Annotated in this window: 16 protein-coding genes; 9 read left to right on the top strand and 7 right to left on the bottom strand. The window is 66.4% G+C overall.

The annotated features are described in order from the left end of the window. The coding region (locus G3N97_RS30980; protein WP_205996771.1) for a LysR family transcriptional regulator at positions 1-223 on the bottom strand (223 nt) is incomplete at its 3' end. A gap of 168 nt (positions 224-391) precedes the next feature. On the opposite strand from G3N97_RS30980, the gene G3N97_RS30975 reads away from it, so the two are divergent. From G3N97_RS30975 to G3N97_RS30945, 7 genes are all read left to right on the top strand, one after another. After that, positions 392-1051: an NAD(P)-binding domain-containing protein gene (locus tag G3N97_RS30975; protein ID WP_205996770.1), complete on the top strand. Its 660-nt coding sequence runs from the start codon at positions 392-394 to the stop codon at positions 1049-1051. A 120-nt stretch (positions 1052-1171) separates the two neighbouring features. After that, positions 1172-1426, top strand: a complete 255-nt coding sequence (locus G3N97_RS30970; RefSeq protein ID WP_205996769.1) for a hypothetical protein — start codon at positions 1172-1174, stop codon at positions 1424-1426. Next, on the top strand, positions 1423-1734 hold the full coding sequence (locus G3N97_RS30965) for a DUF3649 domain-containing protein (RefSeq protein WP_205996768.1): 312 nt from the start codon (positions 1423-1425) through the stop codon (positions 1732-1734). Before G3N97_RS30970 ends, G3N97_RS30965 begins: the two co-directional genes overlap by 4 nt. 110 nt (positions 1735-1844) lie before the next feature. Next, entirely contained in the window at positions 1845-3410 is a 1566-nt protein-coding gene (locus tag G3N97_RS30960; protein ID WP_241030934.1) for a PepSY-associated TM helix domain-containing protein, read from the top strand. Continuing rightward, positions 3410-3685 (top strand): DUF3325 domain-containing protein, encoded by a 276-nt coding sequence (locus G3N97_RS30955; protein WP_205996766.1) that lies wholly within the window; start codon positions 3410-3412, stop codon positions 3683-3685. Before G3N97_RS30960 ends, G3N97_RS30955 begins: the two co-directional genes overlap by 1 nt. A 105-nt stretch (positions 3686-3790) precedes the next feature. Continuing rightward, positions 3791-4567, top strand: coding sequence for a 2OG-Fe(II) oxygenase (locus tag G3N97_RS30950; protein WP_205996765.1), 777 nt, complete (start codon positions 3791-3793; stop codon positions 4565-4567). Positions 4568-4589: 22 nt separating this feature from the next. Further along, entirely contained in the window at positions 4590-5306 is a 717-nt protein-coding gene (locus tag G3N97_RS30945; RefSeq protein WP_205996764.1) for a 2OG-Fe(II) oxygenase, read from the top strand. A gap of 16 nt (positions 5307-5322) precedes the next feature. Here G3N97_RS30945 and pstS read toward each other — a convergent pair whose 3' ends face one another. Then, positions 5323-6393: a phosphate ABC transporter substrate-binding protein PstS gene (gene pstS, locus G3N97_RS30940; protein ID WP_205996773.1), complete on the bottom strand. Its 1071-nt coding sequence runs from the start codon at positions 6391-6393 to the stop codon at positions 5323-5325. 372 nt (positions 6394-6765) lie between these two features. Between pstS and G3N97_RS30935 the strand changes: the two genes are divergently transcribed. Both G3N97_RS30935 and G3N97_RS30930 read left to right on the top strand, forming a co-directional pair. After that, the gene (locus tag G3N97_RS30935) at positions 6766-7416 is read left to right on the top strand and encodes a response regulator transcription factor (RefSeq protein WP_205996763.1); all 651 of its coding nucleotides are present in this window, start codon (positions 6766-6768) and stop codon (positions 7414-7416) included. 177 nt (positions 7417-7593) lie between these two features. After that, the gene (locus G3N97_RS30930; RefSeq protein ID WP_065062845.1) at positions 7594-7845 is read left to right on the top strand and encodes a hypothetical protein; all 252 of its coding nucleotides are present in this window, start codon (positions 7594-7596) and stop codon (positions 7843-7845) included. A gap of 16 nt (positions 7846-7861) precedes the next feature. On the opposite strand, the gene G3N97_RS30925 is transcribed toward G3N97_RS30930, so the two are convergent. The 5 genes from G3N97_RS30925 to G3N97_RS30905 all read right to left on the bottom strand — a co-directional run bounded on the left by G3N97_RS30925 (position 7862) and on the right by G3N97_RS30905 (position 12155). Continuing rightward, positions 7862-8404 (bottom strand): DNA-binding protein, encoded by a 543-nt coding sequence (locus G3N97_RS30925; RefSeq protein WP_205996762.1) that lies wholly within the window; start codon positions 8402-8404, stop codon positions 7862-7864. A gap of 94 nt (positions 8405-8498) precedes the next feature. Beyond that, the gene (locus tag G3N97_RS30920; RefSeq protein WP_205996761.1) at positions 8499-8828 is read right to left on the bottom strand and encodes a DHCW motif cupin fold protein; all 330 of its coding nucleotides are present in this window, start codon (positions 8826-8828) and stop codon (positions 8499-8501) included. A 148-nt stretch (positions 8829-8976) separates the two neighbouring features. Then, the gene (locus tag G3N97_RS30915) at positions 8977-9978 is read right to left on the bottom strand and encodes an aliphatic sulfonate ABC transporter substrate-binding protein (protein ID WP_205996760.1); all 1002 of its coding nucleotides are present in this window, start codon (positions 9976-9978) and stop codon (positions 8977-8979) included. A gap of 136 nt (positions 9979-10114) precedes the next feature. Further along, positions 10115-10882, bottom strand: a complete 768-nt coding sequence (locus G3N97_RS30910; protein ID WP_241030935.1) for an ABC transporter permease — start codon at positions 10880-10882, stop codon at positions 10115-10117. 82 nt (positions 10883-10964) lie between these two features. Then, entirely contained in the window at positions 10965-12155 is a 1191-nt protein-coding gene (locus G3N97_RS30905; RefSeq protein ID WP_205996759.1) for an ABC transporter substrate-binding protein, read from the bottom strand. Positions 12156-12198: the final 43 nt, after the last annotated feature.

Here is a 12198-nt window from a genome sequence, read left to right as displayed (position 1 = left end):
CGGCGAGCAGCGCGCGGCAGCGCTCGTAGAACGCGTGGCCCGCCTCCGTGAGGCTTTGCCGCCGCGTCGTGCGGTTCAAGAGGCGCGTGCCGATGCGCGTCTCCAGCTCGGCCACGTGACGCCCGGTCATCTGCGGCGTCATGCCTAGCGCCTTGCCCGCGGCGGCAAACGAACCGCATTCGACCGTCTTCACGAAGGCCGCCATGCCGGTCAATCGATCCATCTTTGCTCCTGCATTCGAAACTGTCCTTTTCGACAGCCAGCCATTTTCGCCGCTTTATCGCGTTCAGTGTTCGAATCATAGTGGCATCCGGGGCGTGCGCGAAAGCGCCGCAACCAGTCAACCACCCCACATCTGGCGACGGCGCGAAGCCGTCAGGAGGACATCAGCATGAAAATCGGCATCATTGGCGCAGGCTTTATCGGACGGGCGATGGCGGAACTCGCCATGCGCCACGGCGACACCGCGATGCTCAGCAACTCGCGCGGCCCGCAGACCTTGACGAGCACGCGCGCCGCCATCGGCTGCGAACTCGGCACGATCGGCGAGGCGGCCGCGTTCGGCGACGTCATCGTGCTCGCCGTGCCGTTCGGCAATCTCGCGCAACTGCCGCCGGGCTTGCTCGACGGGCGCATCGTCATCGACACCTGCAATTACTATCCGGACCGCGACGGCCACGTCGCCGCGCTCGACGCGCACGAGACCACCACGAGCCAGCTCGTGGCCGCCCATTTCGCGGGCGCGCGCGTGGTGAAGGCGTTCAACGCGATCCTGGCCGCCGATATCGGCACCACGGGCGCGCCCGGCGGCCAGCCGGGGCGGCGCGCATTGCCGCTCGCGAGCGACGACGCGGCCGCGAAGGACGTCGTGAGCACCTTGCAGGAACGCTATGGTTTCGATGTCGTCGATACGGGCGGCCTCGCGCGAAGCTGGCGCTTCGAGCGCGCGAAGCCCGCGTACTGCATCCCGCTCGATCGCGCGGGCATGGAGCGCGCGATCGCCCAGGCGCAGCGCGACGTGGAACTGCCGCACGGTTCGTGGCGTAAATAGCGCTTGGCACGGCCGGGGAGGGAAGCAGGCCCGAAGCAGACACGGGCGCGGCGGCCCGTGTCACGCGCCGTTACAGAAAGGCGGGCGCGCGGCTGTCCCTTTTCGGGGCGCTCGCGTGTCATGAAAGATGAGCGCGCAATCGCGGGCGTTCGCCGGGCTGACCATCCGCACCGGCGGAACGCGGCGAAATCCCCGGCGATGCGCATTTGCTGGCGAAGGCGCGCAACTTACGAGATCATTGCGGCGCTCGCCGCTTTCCGTCTTTCCGCTTTCACGATTACCGCCATGCCTGTGTTGTTTCCCGTGCCGTTCCTCGAGTCGTCCGCCGATTTGCCGACTTTTACGCCCGCCGCCGCCGCGGCCCGTCGCCCATGAGCGCGGCGCTGGCCCGCGTGCGCCGGGTGGCGCCACTCGTCTCGCTCATCTCGCGCATCGTCGCGGCGATTGTCGGCGGCTACGCACTGGCCGCGCTCGCGAGCGTCGCGGCGCTCGCCTTGCCGATTTCCGCGCCGCAAGGCGTCATCACCGGCATGCTGGCGAGCTTCGTCGTCTATACGTGCGTCGTGATCGGCGTGTTTCTCGCGCGTAGCGCGCGGCGCGCCTGGGCTGGGCTGCTGATCGCGGCCGTGCCGCTGCTGCTGGCGTCGTGGTCGGTCTGGACGTCGGCTGGAGGCGCGAAGTGATGACGAATCCCAACGACGCAACGCCGCAAGCGCGCGACACCGTTCGATCCCCAAAATCGGCGAAATCCGCGGAATCGACCAAAGTGCAAGCGAAAGGCGTGCGCCAGAGCATGTCCGATCTGCACACGTGGGCGGGGCTGCTGGTCGGCTGGCTGCTTTACGCGATGTTCCTGACCGGCACGGTCAGCTACTTCAAGGAAGAGATTTCGCAATGGATGCGCCCCGAACTGGCGCATCAGCAACAGGTGCCCGATCCGGCCGCCGTCGCGCAGCGCGTGGCCACGACGCTCGCCACGCTCGCCGACGGCACCACGCAATGGAGCGTGCAACTGCCGACCGCGCGCAGCAATCTCGCCAGCGCGTTCTGGCGCACGCCGCCCGGCTCGGCGCAAAAGGGCATGTTCCAGGAAGGCGTGTTCGACCCGGCGACGGGCCACGCGGTCACGGCGCGCGACACGCTCGGCGGCGAGTTTTTCTATCGCTTCCATTTCCAGTTCTATTACATGCCGGTGATGTGGGGCCGCTGGCTCGCGGGCCTGTGCGCGATGTTCATGCTGGTCGCCATCGTGAGCGGCGTGATCACGCACAAGAAAATCTTCGTCGACTTCTTCACGTTCCGCTGGGGCAAAGGCCAGCGCTCGTGGCTCGACGCGCATAACGCGCTGTCGGTCTTCGGCCTGCCGTTCCATCTGATGATCACCTACACGGGCCTCGTCACGCTGATGACGATGTACATGCCGTGGGCGGGCGAGGTCGCGGTCAAGTCGGCGGCGCAGCGTCAGGAAGTCGCCGCGCAACTGAATGCGTTCATCCGCCCCGGCAAGCTGCAAGGCGTGGCCGCGCCGCTCGCGAACGTCGACCGGATGGTCCGCGAGGCGCAGGCGCGCTGGGGCGAAAACAACGTGCTGCGCGTGACGGTGACGAATCCCGGCGATGCGAGCGCACGCGTGGCGGTTTCGCGCGGCGAGGCGCTGCGCGTGTCGGTGAGTCCGCAATATCTGCTGTTCGACGGCGTGAGCGGCAAGCTGCTCGAAACGCACGACCACGTCGGCGGCGCGGCCGAAACGCGCGGCGTGCTCTACGCGCTGCACATGGGTCGTTTCGGCGATCTGCCGGCGCGCTGGCTGTATTTCATCGTCAGTCTGGCGGGCACGGCGATGGTCGGCACGGGCCTCGTCATGTGGACCGTCAAGCGTCGCCAGAAACTGCCCGATCCGATGCGTCCGTATTTCGGTTTTCGCCTCGTGGAGCGGCTCAATATCGCCAGCATCGCGGGTCTGTCGATCGCCATGACGGGTTATCTGTGGAGCAACCGGCTGCTGCCGGTGGCGCTGCCGCATCGCGCCGATACCGAAATCAACGCCTTCTTCGCGATCTGGGCCGCGACGCTGCTCTACGCGCTCGTGCGTCCCGCGAAGCGCGCGTGGATCGAATTGCTCTGGCTGGCCGCCGCGTTGCTCGCGCTCCTGCCGGTGCTCAACGCGCTCACGACGCAGCGTCCGTTCTGGCGCAGCGTCGCGCAGGGCGACTTCGTGTTCGCCGGTTTCGATCTGATGATGTGGGCGCTGGCGGCGCTGCATGCGGTGCTCGCGTGGCGCACGGCGACGCATCGCCCGCGTGTGAAAGCGGCGGGCAAGCGCGCGACGGCGACGCTGCCGCAAGAGGAGGAAGTGTGATGGTCGGGCTGACGTTGGGACTGTGCGTGATGGCGTTCGCGTTTCTCGCGATGGGCATGGAGCGGCATCAGCAAGCCGTGCTCGGACGCGCACTCGACGCCGGGCGCACGCGCGGCTTCAGGATCGCGGGATGGTGCGCGCTCGTCATCACGCTGCGCATGATCGTGGGCGAGGCGGGCTGGGCGATGGGGCTCGTCTATTACGCGGGCTGCACGAGTCTCGCGGCGGGCATCGTGTATGGCGCGATTCTGTGGCGTCAGCGCGCGCGGGCTTGAAGCGGCAATTCGGGTCCAGCAAGAACGCAAGAAGCGGAGTTCGATCCGCGAGCATTGCGCGTAGACTTTGGCTGAATCAGCTTGGAGCTTTTTCAGGGACGCGCCATGACTTATGCAGTTCAGGATGGCTTCGATTTCACGCCGCACATAGCGAGTGAATCGGATGAAGCGGATGAATCAGGCAAGGCGGGCGAGCGCGCCATCGCCTGGCAAGCAGCCGCCACATCGCTCGACCGCTACGGCAACGCGATCCTGCCTGCGTTGCTCACGCCCGCGCAGTGCGAAGCGCTGATCGCGCTCTACACCGACGAACAGCGTTTTCGCTCGACCATCGTGATGGCGCGACACAATTTCGGGCGCGGCGAATATCGCTATTTCGCGTATCCGTTGCCGCCTTTGCTCGACGAGTTACGTCACGCGCTTTATGCGCGGCTCGCGCCCATCGCGAATCGATGGAATGCACAACTCGATATCGACGAAGCGTATCCCTCCGATCTCGACACCTTTCTCGCGCGCTGCCATCGCGCCGGACAAGCGCGTCCGACGCCGCTGATCCTGCGTTACGGCAGCGGCGATTACAACTGTCTGCATCAGGACCTGTACGGCGATCATGTGTTCCCGCTGCAGGTCGCCATTTTGCTTTCCGCGCCGGGCCGCGATTTCACGGGTGGCGAATTCGTGATGACGGAATCCGCGTCGAACGGACAGCGCGCCGAAGTCGTGCCGCTCGCGCAAGGCGACGCCGTGGTGTTCGCCGTGCATCATCGCGCGGCGGCGGGAAAGCGAGGCGGCGTTCGCAAGGTGGCGATGCGCCATGGCGTGAGCGTCGTGCGTAGCGGACATCGCTACACGGTCGGCCTGATCTTTCACGATGCGCGCTAAATCGAACGGATGCCGGCTCAACATGAATATCGATAATCGGGATTGGCAGGCCATCGAAGCGCAATTGAACGACGAAGGCTATGCCGTGCTGGCGGACGGGTTCGACGCGACGCAAGCGCTCGCGCTCGGACGCGAACTCATGCAGGCCGATGCGCCGTTCTATCGTAGCCGTGTCGCGCTCGACACATTGGATCTCGGGCGCGGCGAACTCCGCTATTTCGCCGACGACTTGCCCGCGCCGCTCGACGCCTGGCGCGACGCGCTGTATCGGCATCTCGCGCCCATCGCGAATCGCTGGAACGCGAAACTCGGTGCACCGCATGCGTTCGCACCGGACTTCGCCGCATTCCTCGACGCCAATCTCGCGGCCGGTCAAACGCGGCCGCAATCGAGCGTCTCGCGTTTGCGCAGCGAGGACTGGCAGGCGCTGCATCAGCGCGACGCGGGCGGCGAGGTGTTTCCGTTTCAGGTCGTCGCCGTGCTCTCGGTACCGCAACGCGACTTCAGCGGCGGCGAATTCGTGATGACGGAGCGCCGCCCGCGCATGCAGTCGCGTCCGATCGTGGTGCCGTTGCGCCCCGGCGATCTCGCCGTGGTGGCGACGTCGCTGCGTCCGTGCGAAGGCGCGCAGGGCGTGTATCGCGTATCGCTCAAGCACGCCATCAGCCGGGTGCGGGGCGGCGAGCGCATCGGTCTCGAACTCGCGTTTCATCATGAGGCGGCCGAAGCCACGCGCTAATCGCGCTCACGACGCCTCATTGCCCCGCGATCGACTTGCGCGCGCCGTCGTCGGCGTTGCTGCTCTCGCCGTCGTGCCATTGCGCGCGGATCTTCGTCACGACCACGCCGGGCAAGGGCACGTAATCGAGCGCCTGAATCGTGCTCTCGCCATGCGTGAACGCCCAGTCGAAAAACTTGAGCGTCTCCTTGTCGCGGCCCGGTTTCGCGGGCGTCGTGCTCAGCAGCACGTAGGTCGCGCCCATCACCGGCCACGCGTCCTTGCCGGGCTGATTCGTCAGCACCTGATCGAGCGAGCCGGACCAGTCGGCGTTCGCCGCCGCCGCATTGAACGACGCCGCGCCGGGTTCGACGACCACGCCCGCCGCGTTGGTCATCGCCGTGTAGGTAAGGCGATTGTGCTTCGTGAAATCCCAGGCGATATAGCCGATCGCGCCAGGCAGATAGCCGACGAAGGTGGCCACACCCTCGTTGCCCTTGCCGCCGATGCCGAGCGGCCAGTGCACGCTCGTGCCTTCGCCCACGCGCCGCTTCCATTCGGCGTTGACCTGCGCCAGATAGTGCGTCCAGATCAGCGTCGTGCCCGAACCGTCCTGGCGCCGCACGACGGCGATCGGCGTGTTGGGCATCTTGAGCTTCGGGTTCAGGCGCACGATGGCGGGATCGTCCCAGTACTGGATCTTGCCGAGGAAGATCTCGCCGAGCACGGCGCCCGTCAGCATCAGTTCGCCCGCCTTGATGCCCGGCAGATTCACGACCGGCACCACGCCGCCGATGGCGGTCGGGAATTGCCGCAAGCCGGCTTTGTGCAGTTGGTCGTCGGTGAGCGGGGCGTCGGAGCCCGCAAAATCGACCGCGCGCGCGAGCACCTGTTTGATTCCGTCAGTCGAACCGGTCGGAAGATAGCTGACCTTGCCGCCGCCCGATTTCAGGTAATCGGCGGCCCAGCGCACGTAGAGCGGCGCGGCGAAGCTGCTGCCGGCGCCGGTCACGCCGTCGGCGTGCGCGACGGAAAAAGGCAGGCCGCTCATCGACGCGCTCAGCAGCGCGGCGATCAGGATTCGCGTTGTTTTCACGAGCGTCTCCATGCGAATGGCGCTGCGCGGCACGCCTCGATGTTCTTCGCCAAAACGCGCAATACAGCCTGCATTAGAAGCCCGTGACCGGCGGGATTCAAATTGAATCGCGCTATCGTGCGAAGGCTGGGTGCGCTGGCGCACATAACGGCGGCGAGGATAGCTAACGAACTCGCGCCAGCACGGCAATACGGCGCTTGCAGTGAAAACCGCATTTGAAAATCTGCGAGAAGAACCGCTTGAAAAATCGTTTGAATAAGCCGTTTGAATAAACCGGTTAATTCCCGCGGATATTCACATGGATTCATATCGCGGCGAAAGCGCGCATTAAGGTTCTCCTAAGCCATGAGCGGCGAAAATCGCACTCGATGATGGGAGGCGCGTGTGCGATTGCTGTTGCTGGAAGACGATGAAACGGTCGCTGGCCCGATTTATGAATTGATGTGCAGTGCAGGTCATGAAACGGACTGGGCGAGCAACGATTACGAAGCCGAATTGTCGCTGCAAAACGGCAGCTACGATCTGGTGCTGATCGCGCTCGGCTTCGCGCGGCTCGACGCGCTCGACATGCTGCGGCGTTACCGGCATCGCGGCGGCAACGCGCCGGTCATCGCCATGATCGGCCGGAACACGCAAGAAAGTCCGATGGCCGCGCTCGACGCGGGCGCGGACGACTACCTGATCAAGCCGTTCGATCCCGCCGATTTCAACGCGCGCATCCGCGTGCTGCTACGGCGACCGCAGCAAAACGTCGACCCCGGCGTGGACGGCGACCTGAAACTCGATCACACGCGTTGTGCGGTGCAACTCAAGAGCGAATCCGTGGCGCTCAAGCCGAGCGAATTCCGGCTCCTGTTTGCGCTCGTCAACGAGCCGCTGCGGATCTTCACGCGCGCCGAGCTGGCCATGCGCATCTACGGGCGTCGCAAGAGCGTCGTCAATAATGCGGTCGATGTCCACGTGCACGCGTTGCGGCGCAAGCTCGGCGCGGAGCAGATCGTGACGGTGCGCGGCGTGGGGTATCGGCTGCGCTGAGCCGGGCTTCGAAAGCAGGGCGGTATCAACGGGAAGCTGTTCGCAAGCCGCGAGGAAGTCAGGCGGAAACCGCGCCGCCGGTTTACCATGCCAGCAAGACGCCGCCGCACCAGGGGCGCGCCTCTAAATTCGAGGCGGACGTCTAAAGTTCGTGGGCCGGATGCCGAAAATCCGGGCATGACGCACGAACCTTCCCAACTTCCCGAGGACGATCCTATCTGGGCCGAAGCACGGGCACTCGAGGCCAGCATCCGCGCGATCCGGCGGGCTCAGGGCAAGAAGAATCCTGAGGATTTCCCGGCGGGCAGCGAGGAATGTCTCAACGCGATGGAAGCGTTCGTCCGCGACGTCCAGCGCGTTCTGGTCCTCTACGCCGAAGACCCCGACCAGGACGACGACGATCTGTTCGGCGCGGGCGCGTCCGGCTGATCGCAGCGGACGCCGCTCAGTCCTGGACCGGCGCGGCCGCGGCTGTATTGGCCAGCACGAACGCGAAAACGTTTTCGAGGCCGGCGACGATCCGCGTGCCGGGCGGCGCGCCTTCGAACGCCGCTTCGGGACCGACGCAGATCAGCGGCTTGCCAAAACGCGTCGCGAGGCGGATTTCGTCGAGCGTGCCCGGGCCGCCCGGCAGCGCCACCACGACGTCGCTCGTCAGCACGTTCACGTAATTGCGGTTCAGCGCGTCGTCGGGCGCGTCGGGCTGCTTGCGCGGCAGCGGCGTAAGAACCGGCAAGTCGATATAGGGATTCGGATAGCCCGCGAGCGGCGCGAAACCCTGCACGGGATGCGCCTCGCTCGGCATGATGCCGATCGAGCGTCCCTTGCGTCCCGGCGTGGTCGCGAACGCGCGCGCCGTCGACAGCATCACGCCCAGCCCCGCGCCGGTCAGCAGATCGAATCCCTGCCCGGCGATCCATTGTCCCAGCGGGATCGACAGTTCCGGCCATTCGCGCTTGCCGGATCCCATGACGCCAACGATTGCCACCGCGCGCTCCTTGTATCCATGACGGTTTGGTGGGCGGGATTTTACGTCGGCGCGCCGATTGTCGACGCTCAACTGGTCATTCAATCGAGGTCATTCAATCGACCACGAAAAGCGTCGCGCCCTTCGGCGACGACGAGCGGTGCGGCTCGGCGTGATCGGCGACCTGGTAGCTCATGCCGGGCGTCAGCACGAAGCGGCGTCCGTCCGCGAGTTCCGTCTCCAGTTCGCCCGAAACGCACAGCAGCACGTGACCCTTGGTGCACCAGTGGTCGGCGAGATAGCCGGGGCTGTATTCGACGAAACGCACGCGGATCGTGTCGAAATGGCGCGTGCGCCACGATGCGCTGCCGCGCTCGCCCGCGTGGATCGTGGGCGCCACGGTATCCCAGTTCGTTATGCCAAAAGGTACGGCGTCGATGCGCATGCGGGCTCCGCTGATGTCGGTAGGGGTCGATCGAGTCGACAGGGCGAATCGAACCTTACCGAAGCGCAGCCGCGAGCGTCAGAGGCAGACCAAGCCGATTTGAACCGATACAGCCGCATCGACGCCCGCGCAAACCTCACATCCATCATCAAGCGCCAATCACCACCGCGCGCTTGCCGCTGAAATCCCAGCGTTGCGCGTGCGCCGTATCGACGGCGGCGGGCAACAGACGGGCGGCGAGGAAGGTATCGGCGATCTTCTGCTGCTCGGAGAAATTGGCGGCTTCGACCGGACGCACGAGATAGCTGCGGCGCGCGTTGGCGCGCTCGATGGTGGCGGCGTCGAGTCCCCAGACCGGCGCGAGCAGATGCGCCGCGTCCTGCGGCGACTTGCGCACCCAGTCGCCCGCCTGGCGCAACTGCGCGAACACGGTGGCGAGCACGCCGGGGCGCGCTTCGGCGTAGCGCGTCGAGGCCAGATAGTAGCGCTGGTACGAGGCGAGCCCGTTGCCGTCGGCGAGAATCCGCACGTCGGCGTCCTGATCGACGGACGCCACATACGGGTCCCACGTCACCCACGCATCGACGCTGCCGCGCTCGAAGGCGGCGCGCCCGTCGGCGGGCGTGAGGTAGTGGATGCGCGCGGCGTCGGGCGGCACGCCCGCTTTCGCGAGCGCCGCGAGCAGCAGGTAATGGCTGCCCGCCGCCTTCGTCACGGCGATGTCCTTGCCGCGCAGATCGGTGGCCGTGTGCAGCGCGCCCGCGCGTTTGACGATAATGGCCTGCGCGCCCGGCGAAGGCGCTTCCTGGGCGAGATAGACGAAGCGCGCGTGCGCGGCCTGGGCGAAGATCGGCACGGTGTCGGCGACGTCGGCGCTGAGGTCGATCGCTTCGGCGTTGAGCGCTTCGGTCAGCGGCAGGCCGCTCGCGAACTCGCTCCAGCTCACGGTCACGCCGAGCGGCGCGAGCGCGGTGTCGAGCGTGCCTTGCGTCTTGAGCACCGTAATCAGCGTCGACGACTTCTGATAGCCGATGCGCACGGTCGACGCGGACGCCGTTGCTGTCGCTGCGAAACCGGACCGCGCGAGCAGCGCGCCTGCGCCGAGCAACGAAGTCTGGGAGAGAAAACGACGGCGGGTACGCGAGAACATGGCAGGTCCGTGGCAGTGAGCGGCGTTGAGCAAACGAGCACTCTAAAACCCGCTCCGCCGCGCACCAACCAAGCAATGCTGATAAGCATCGAAGCGCGTGCGCGGCGCACTCAAGCGCAAAAGCAAACGCAAACACTCAAGCGCGCTCGCGCACCGCGCCGAAGCGTTGATACACCGCACGCGCCGCCGTATCGAGCGCAAAGCCCAGCGCGCCGATCACGAGCACGACCGCCATCAGTTCCGAATACGCGAGCCGGTCGCGGCAATCGAGAATCAGAAACCCGAGCCCGGAATTCACGCCGAGCATTTCCGCGGGCACCAGCACGATCCACAGAATGCCGATGGCGAGCCGCACGCCGGTCAGCACGTGCGCCGCGATGCCGGGCACGTAGATGTGCCAGAGCATTTCGGCGCGCGTCGCGGCGAGGCTTTCGCCGAGCAGGACCCAGCGCGCGTCGATCTGCTGCACGCCCGCCGCCGTGCTGATGACGATGGGCCAGACGGCCGCGAAGGTCAGCAGAAAATAAACGGGCGGATCGCCGACGCCGAGCGACATCACCGCAATCGGCATCCACGCGAGCGGCGAGATCATGCGCAGAAATTGCAGCGCGGGCGACAGCGCGGTTTCGAGCGCCTTGAAGCGGCCGATCAGAAAGCCGAGCGGCACGCCGAACAGCATCGCCCACGCGAGCCCCACGCCGATCCGCCGCAGACTCGCGACGATATGCGTGAACAACTGGTCTTCGCCGATCAGCGCGGGAAACGTGCGCCACGCCGCGAGCGGCCCGAACTGCGCGGCCAGCGCGCTGTGACGCGACACCAGCGCCACGCCGATCCACCAGGCGAGCACGATCGCCGCGAGCCCGGTCACGCCGAGCAGCACGCGCGCGGCGCGACGGTGCAGATTGCTGGCGTTCGCACCTGCCGCGACGTCGCGCGCGCCCGATGTGCCCGTCGCGCCCGTTGCGCCGGATTCTTCGCTGAGGCTAGACAACGATGGTCTCCGTGCGCGCGTAAGTGTCGGGCAGGCCAAAGGTTTTCATGCCGCCGACCGCCTCGATGCTCTTCTTCACGAAGCGGTCGTCCACGAGATCGCGCGCGACGAAAGCCGGATCGAGCGCGGCGAGAAATTGCCCGTTGCCTTGCAGTTGCGTCGTCTTGAGCCGCCGCACGAGTTCCTCGGTGTAAGCCGGATACGGATAGGGCTGAAAGTCGATGCGCTTCTCGTGCCAGTCGGCGTGCACGATCGCGCGATCGGCGAGATAGCGGCCTTCGTCGGCGGCCGTGGGCGCGAGCACGGTCTGCAGAATGCCCGCCGCGTGCGGCGTGTAGCGGTTCGGGCCGCTCTTCGACAATAGCTGCGCCGCTTCCTGCGGATGCGCGCGCGTCCAGGCCTGCGCCTTGACGATGCCGTCGACCACTTTCTGCGACCACGCGGGCCGTCCGCTCAGATCGCGCTCGTGCATGAACACGACGCAGCAGGCGTGATCGCGCCAGACGTCGCCGGTAAAACGCAGCACCTTGCCGACCTTGAGCGCTTCGGCGGCCGCATTGAACGGCTCGGCGACGATGAAGCCCGCGATCTGCTTCGCGGCGAGCGCGGGCGGCATGTCCGACGGCGCCATCACGACGAGGCGCACCTCGTTCGGCTTGAGCGCGCCGTCCTGCGTCAGCACCGGCGTGAGCCCTTGCGCGCGCAGCATGTCCTGCACGACGACGTTGTGAATCGAATACCAGAACGGCACCGCCACGGTCTTGCCGCCGAGATCCTTGATCTGTCCGATTTCGGGCGCGACCGTGAGCGCCGAACCGTTGACGTGATTCCACGCGACCACTTTCGCGCTCGCCTGGCTGCCGTAGCGCGCCCAGATCGTCATCGGCGCGAGCAGGTGGACGACGTTGACCTGGCCGGACAGGAACGCCTCGACGAGTTGCGCCCAGCTACGCAGCAGCGTCGGCTTTTCGACTTTCAGGCCCGCCTGCTCGAAATAGCCGTTGTTGTGCGCGACGAGCAGCGGCGCGGCATCGGTGATCGGCAGATAGCCGATGCGCAGCGGCGCGTCGGCGTCGGCGGCCGCGCGCGCATTCGCGGCGCCCAACAGCCGCGCCGCGCCCGCCACGGTGAACCTCGATGCGAGCTCGAGCCACTCGCGGCCGGTCATCGGGAGCTGGCACATCCGGCTGTCTCCGCACTGTGTTGTCTCGGACCGCGGAGGCGTA

Origin of the sequence: Paraburkholderia sp. Ac-20347 (assembly GCF_017104805.1) — a bacterium.
GTDB classification, from domain to species: Bacteria; Pseudomonadota; Gammaproteobacteria; order Burkholderiales; family Burkholderiaceae; genus Paraburkholderia; species Paraburkholderia tropica.
This window is presented reverse-complemented; position numbering and strand designations above follow the sequence as displayed.

Excerpts from the sequence above, each read along its gene's own strand:
- G3N97_RS30975 (WP_205996770.1), top strand. The coding sequence starts at position 392 with ATGAAAATCGGCATCATTGGCGCAGGCTTTATCGGACGGGCGATGGCG.
- G3N97_RS30970 (WP_205996769.1), top strand. The coding sequence starts at position 1,172 with ATGAAAGATGAGCGCGCAATCGCGGGCGTTCGCCGGGCTGACCATCCG.
- G3N97_RS30965 (WP_205996768.1), top strand. The coding sequence starts at position 1,423 with ATGAGCGCGGCGCTGGCCCGCGTGCGCCGGGTGGCGCCACTCGTCTCG.
- G3N97_RS30960 (WP_241030934.1), top strand. The coding sequence starts at position 1,845 with ATGTCCGATCTGCACACGTGGGCGGGGCTGCTGGTCGGCTGGCTGCTT.
- G3N97_RS30955 (WP_205996766.1), top strand. The coding sequence starts at position 3,410 with ATGGTCGGGCTGACGTTGGGACTGTGCGTGATGGCGTTCGCGTTTCTC.
- G3N97_RS30950 (WP_205996765.1), top strand. The coding sequence starts at position 3,791 with ATGACTTATGCAGTTCAGGATGGCTTCGATTTCACGCCGCACATAGCG.
- G3N97_RS30945 (WP_205996764.1), top strand. The coding sequence starts at position 4,590 with ATGAATATCGATAATCGGGATTGGCAGGCCATCGAAGCGCAATTGAAC.
- pstS (WP_205996773.1), bottom strand. The coding sequence starts at position 6,393 with ATGGAGACGCTCGTGAAAACAACGCGAATCCTGATCGCCGCGCTGCTG.
- G3N97_RS30930 (WP_065062845.1), top strand. The coding sequence starts at position 7,594 with ATGACGCACGAACCTTCCCAACTTCCCGAGGACGATCCTATCTGGGCC.
- G3N97_RS30920 (WP_205996761.1), bottom strand. The coding sequence starts at position 8,828 with ATGCGCATCGACGCCGTACCTTTTGGCATAACGAACTGGGATACCGTG.
- G3N97_RS30915 (WP_205996760.1), bottom strand. The coding sequence starts at position 9,978 with ATGTTCTCGCGTACCCGCCGTCGTTTTCTCTCCCAGACTTCGTTGCTC.
- G3N97_RS30905 (WP_205996759.1), bottom strand. The coding sequence starts at position 12,155 with ATGTGCCAGCTCCCGATGACCGGCCGCGAGTGGCTCGAGCTCGCATCG.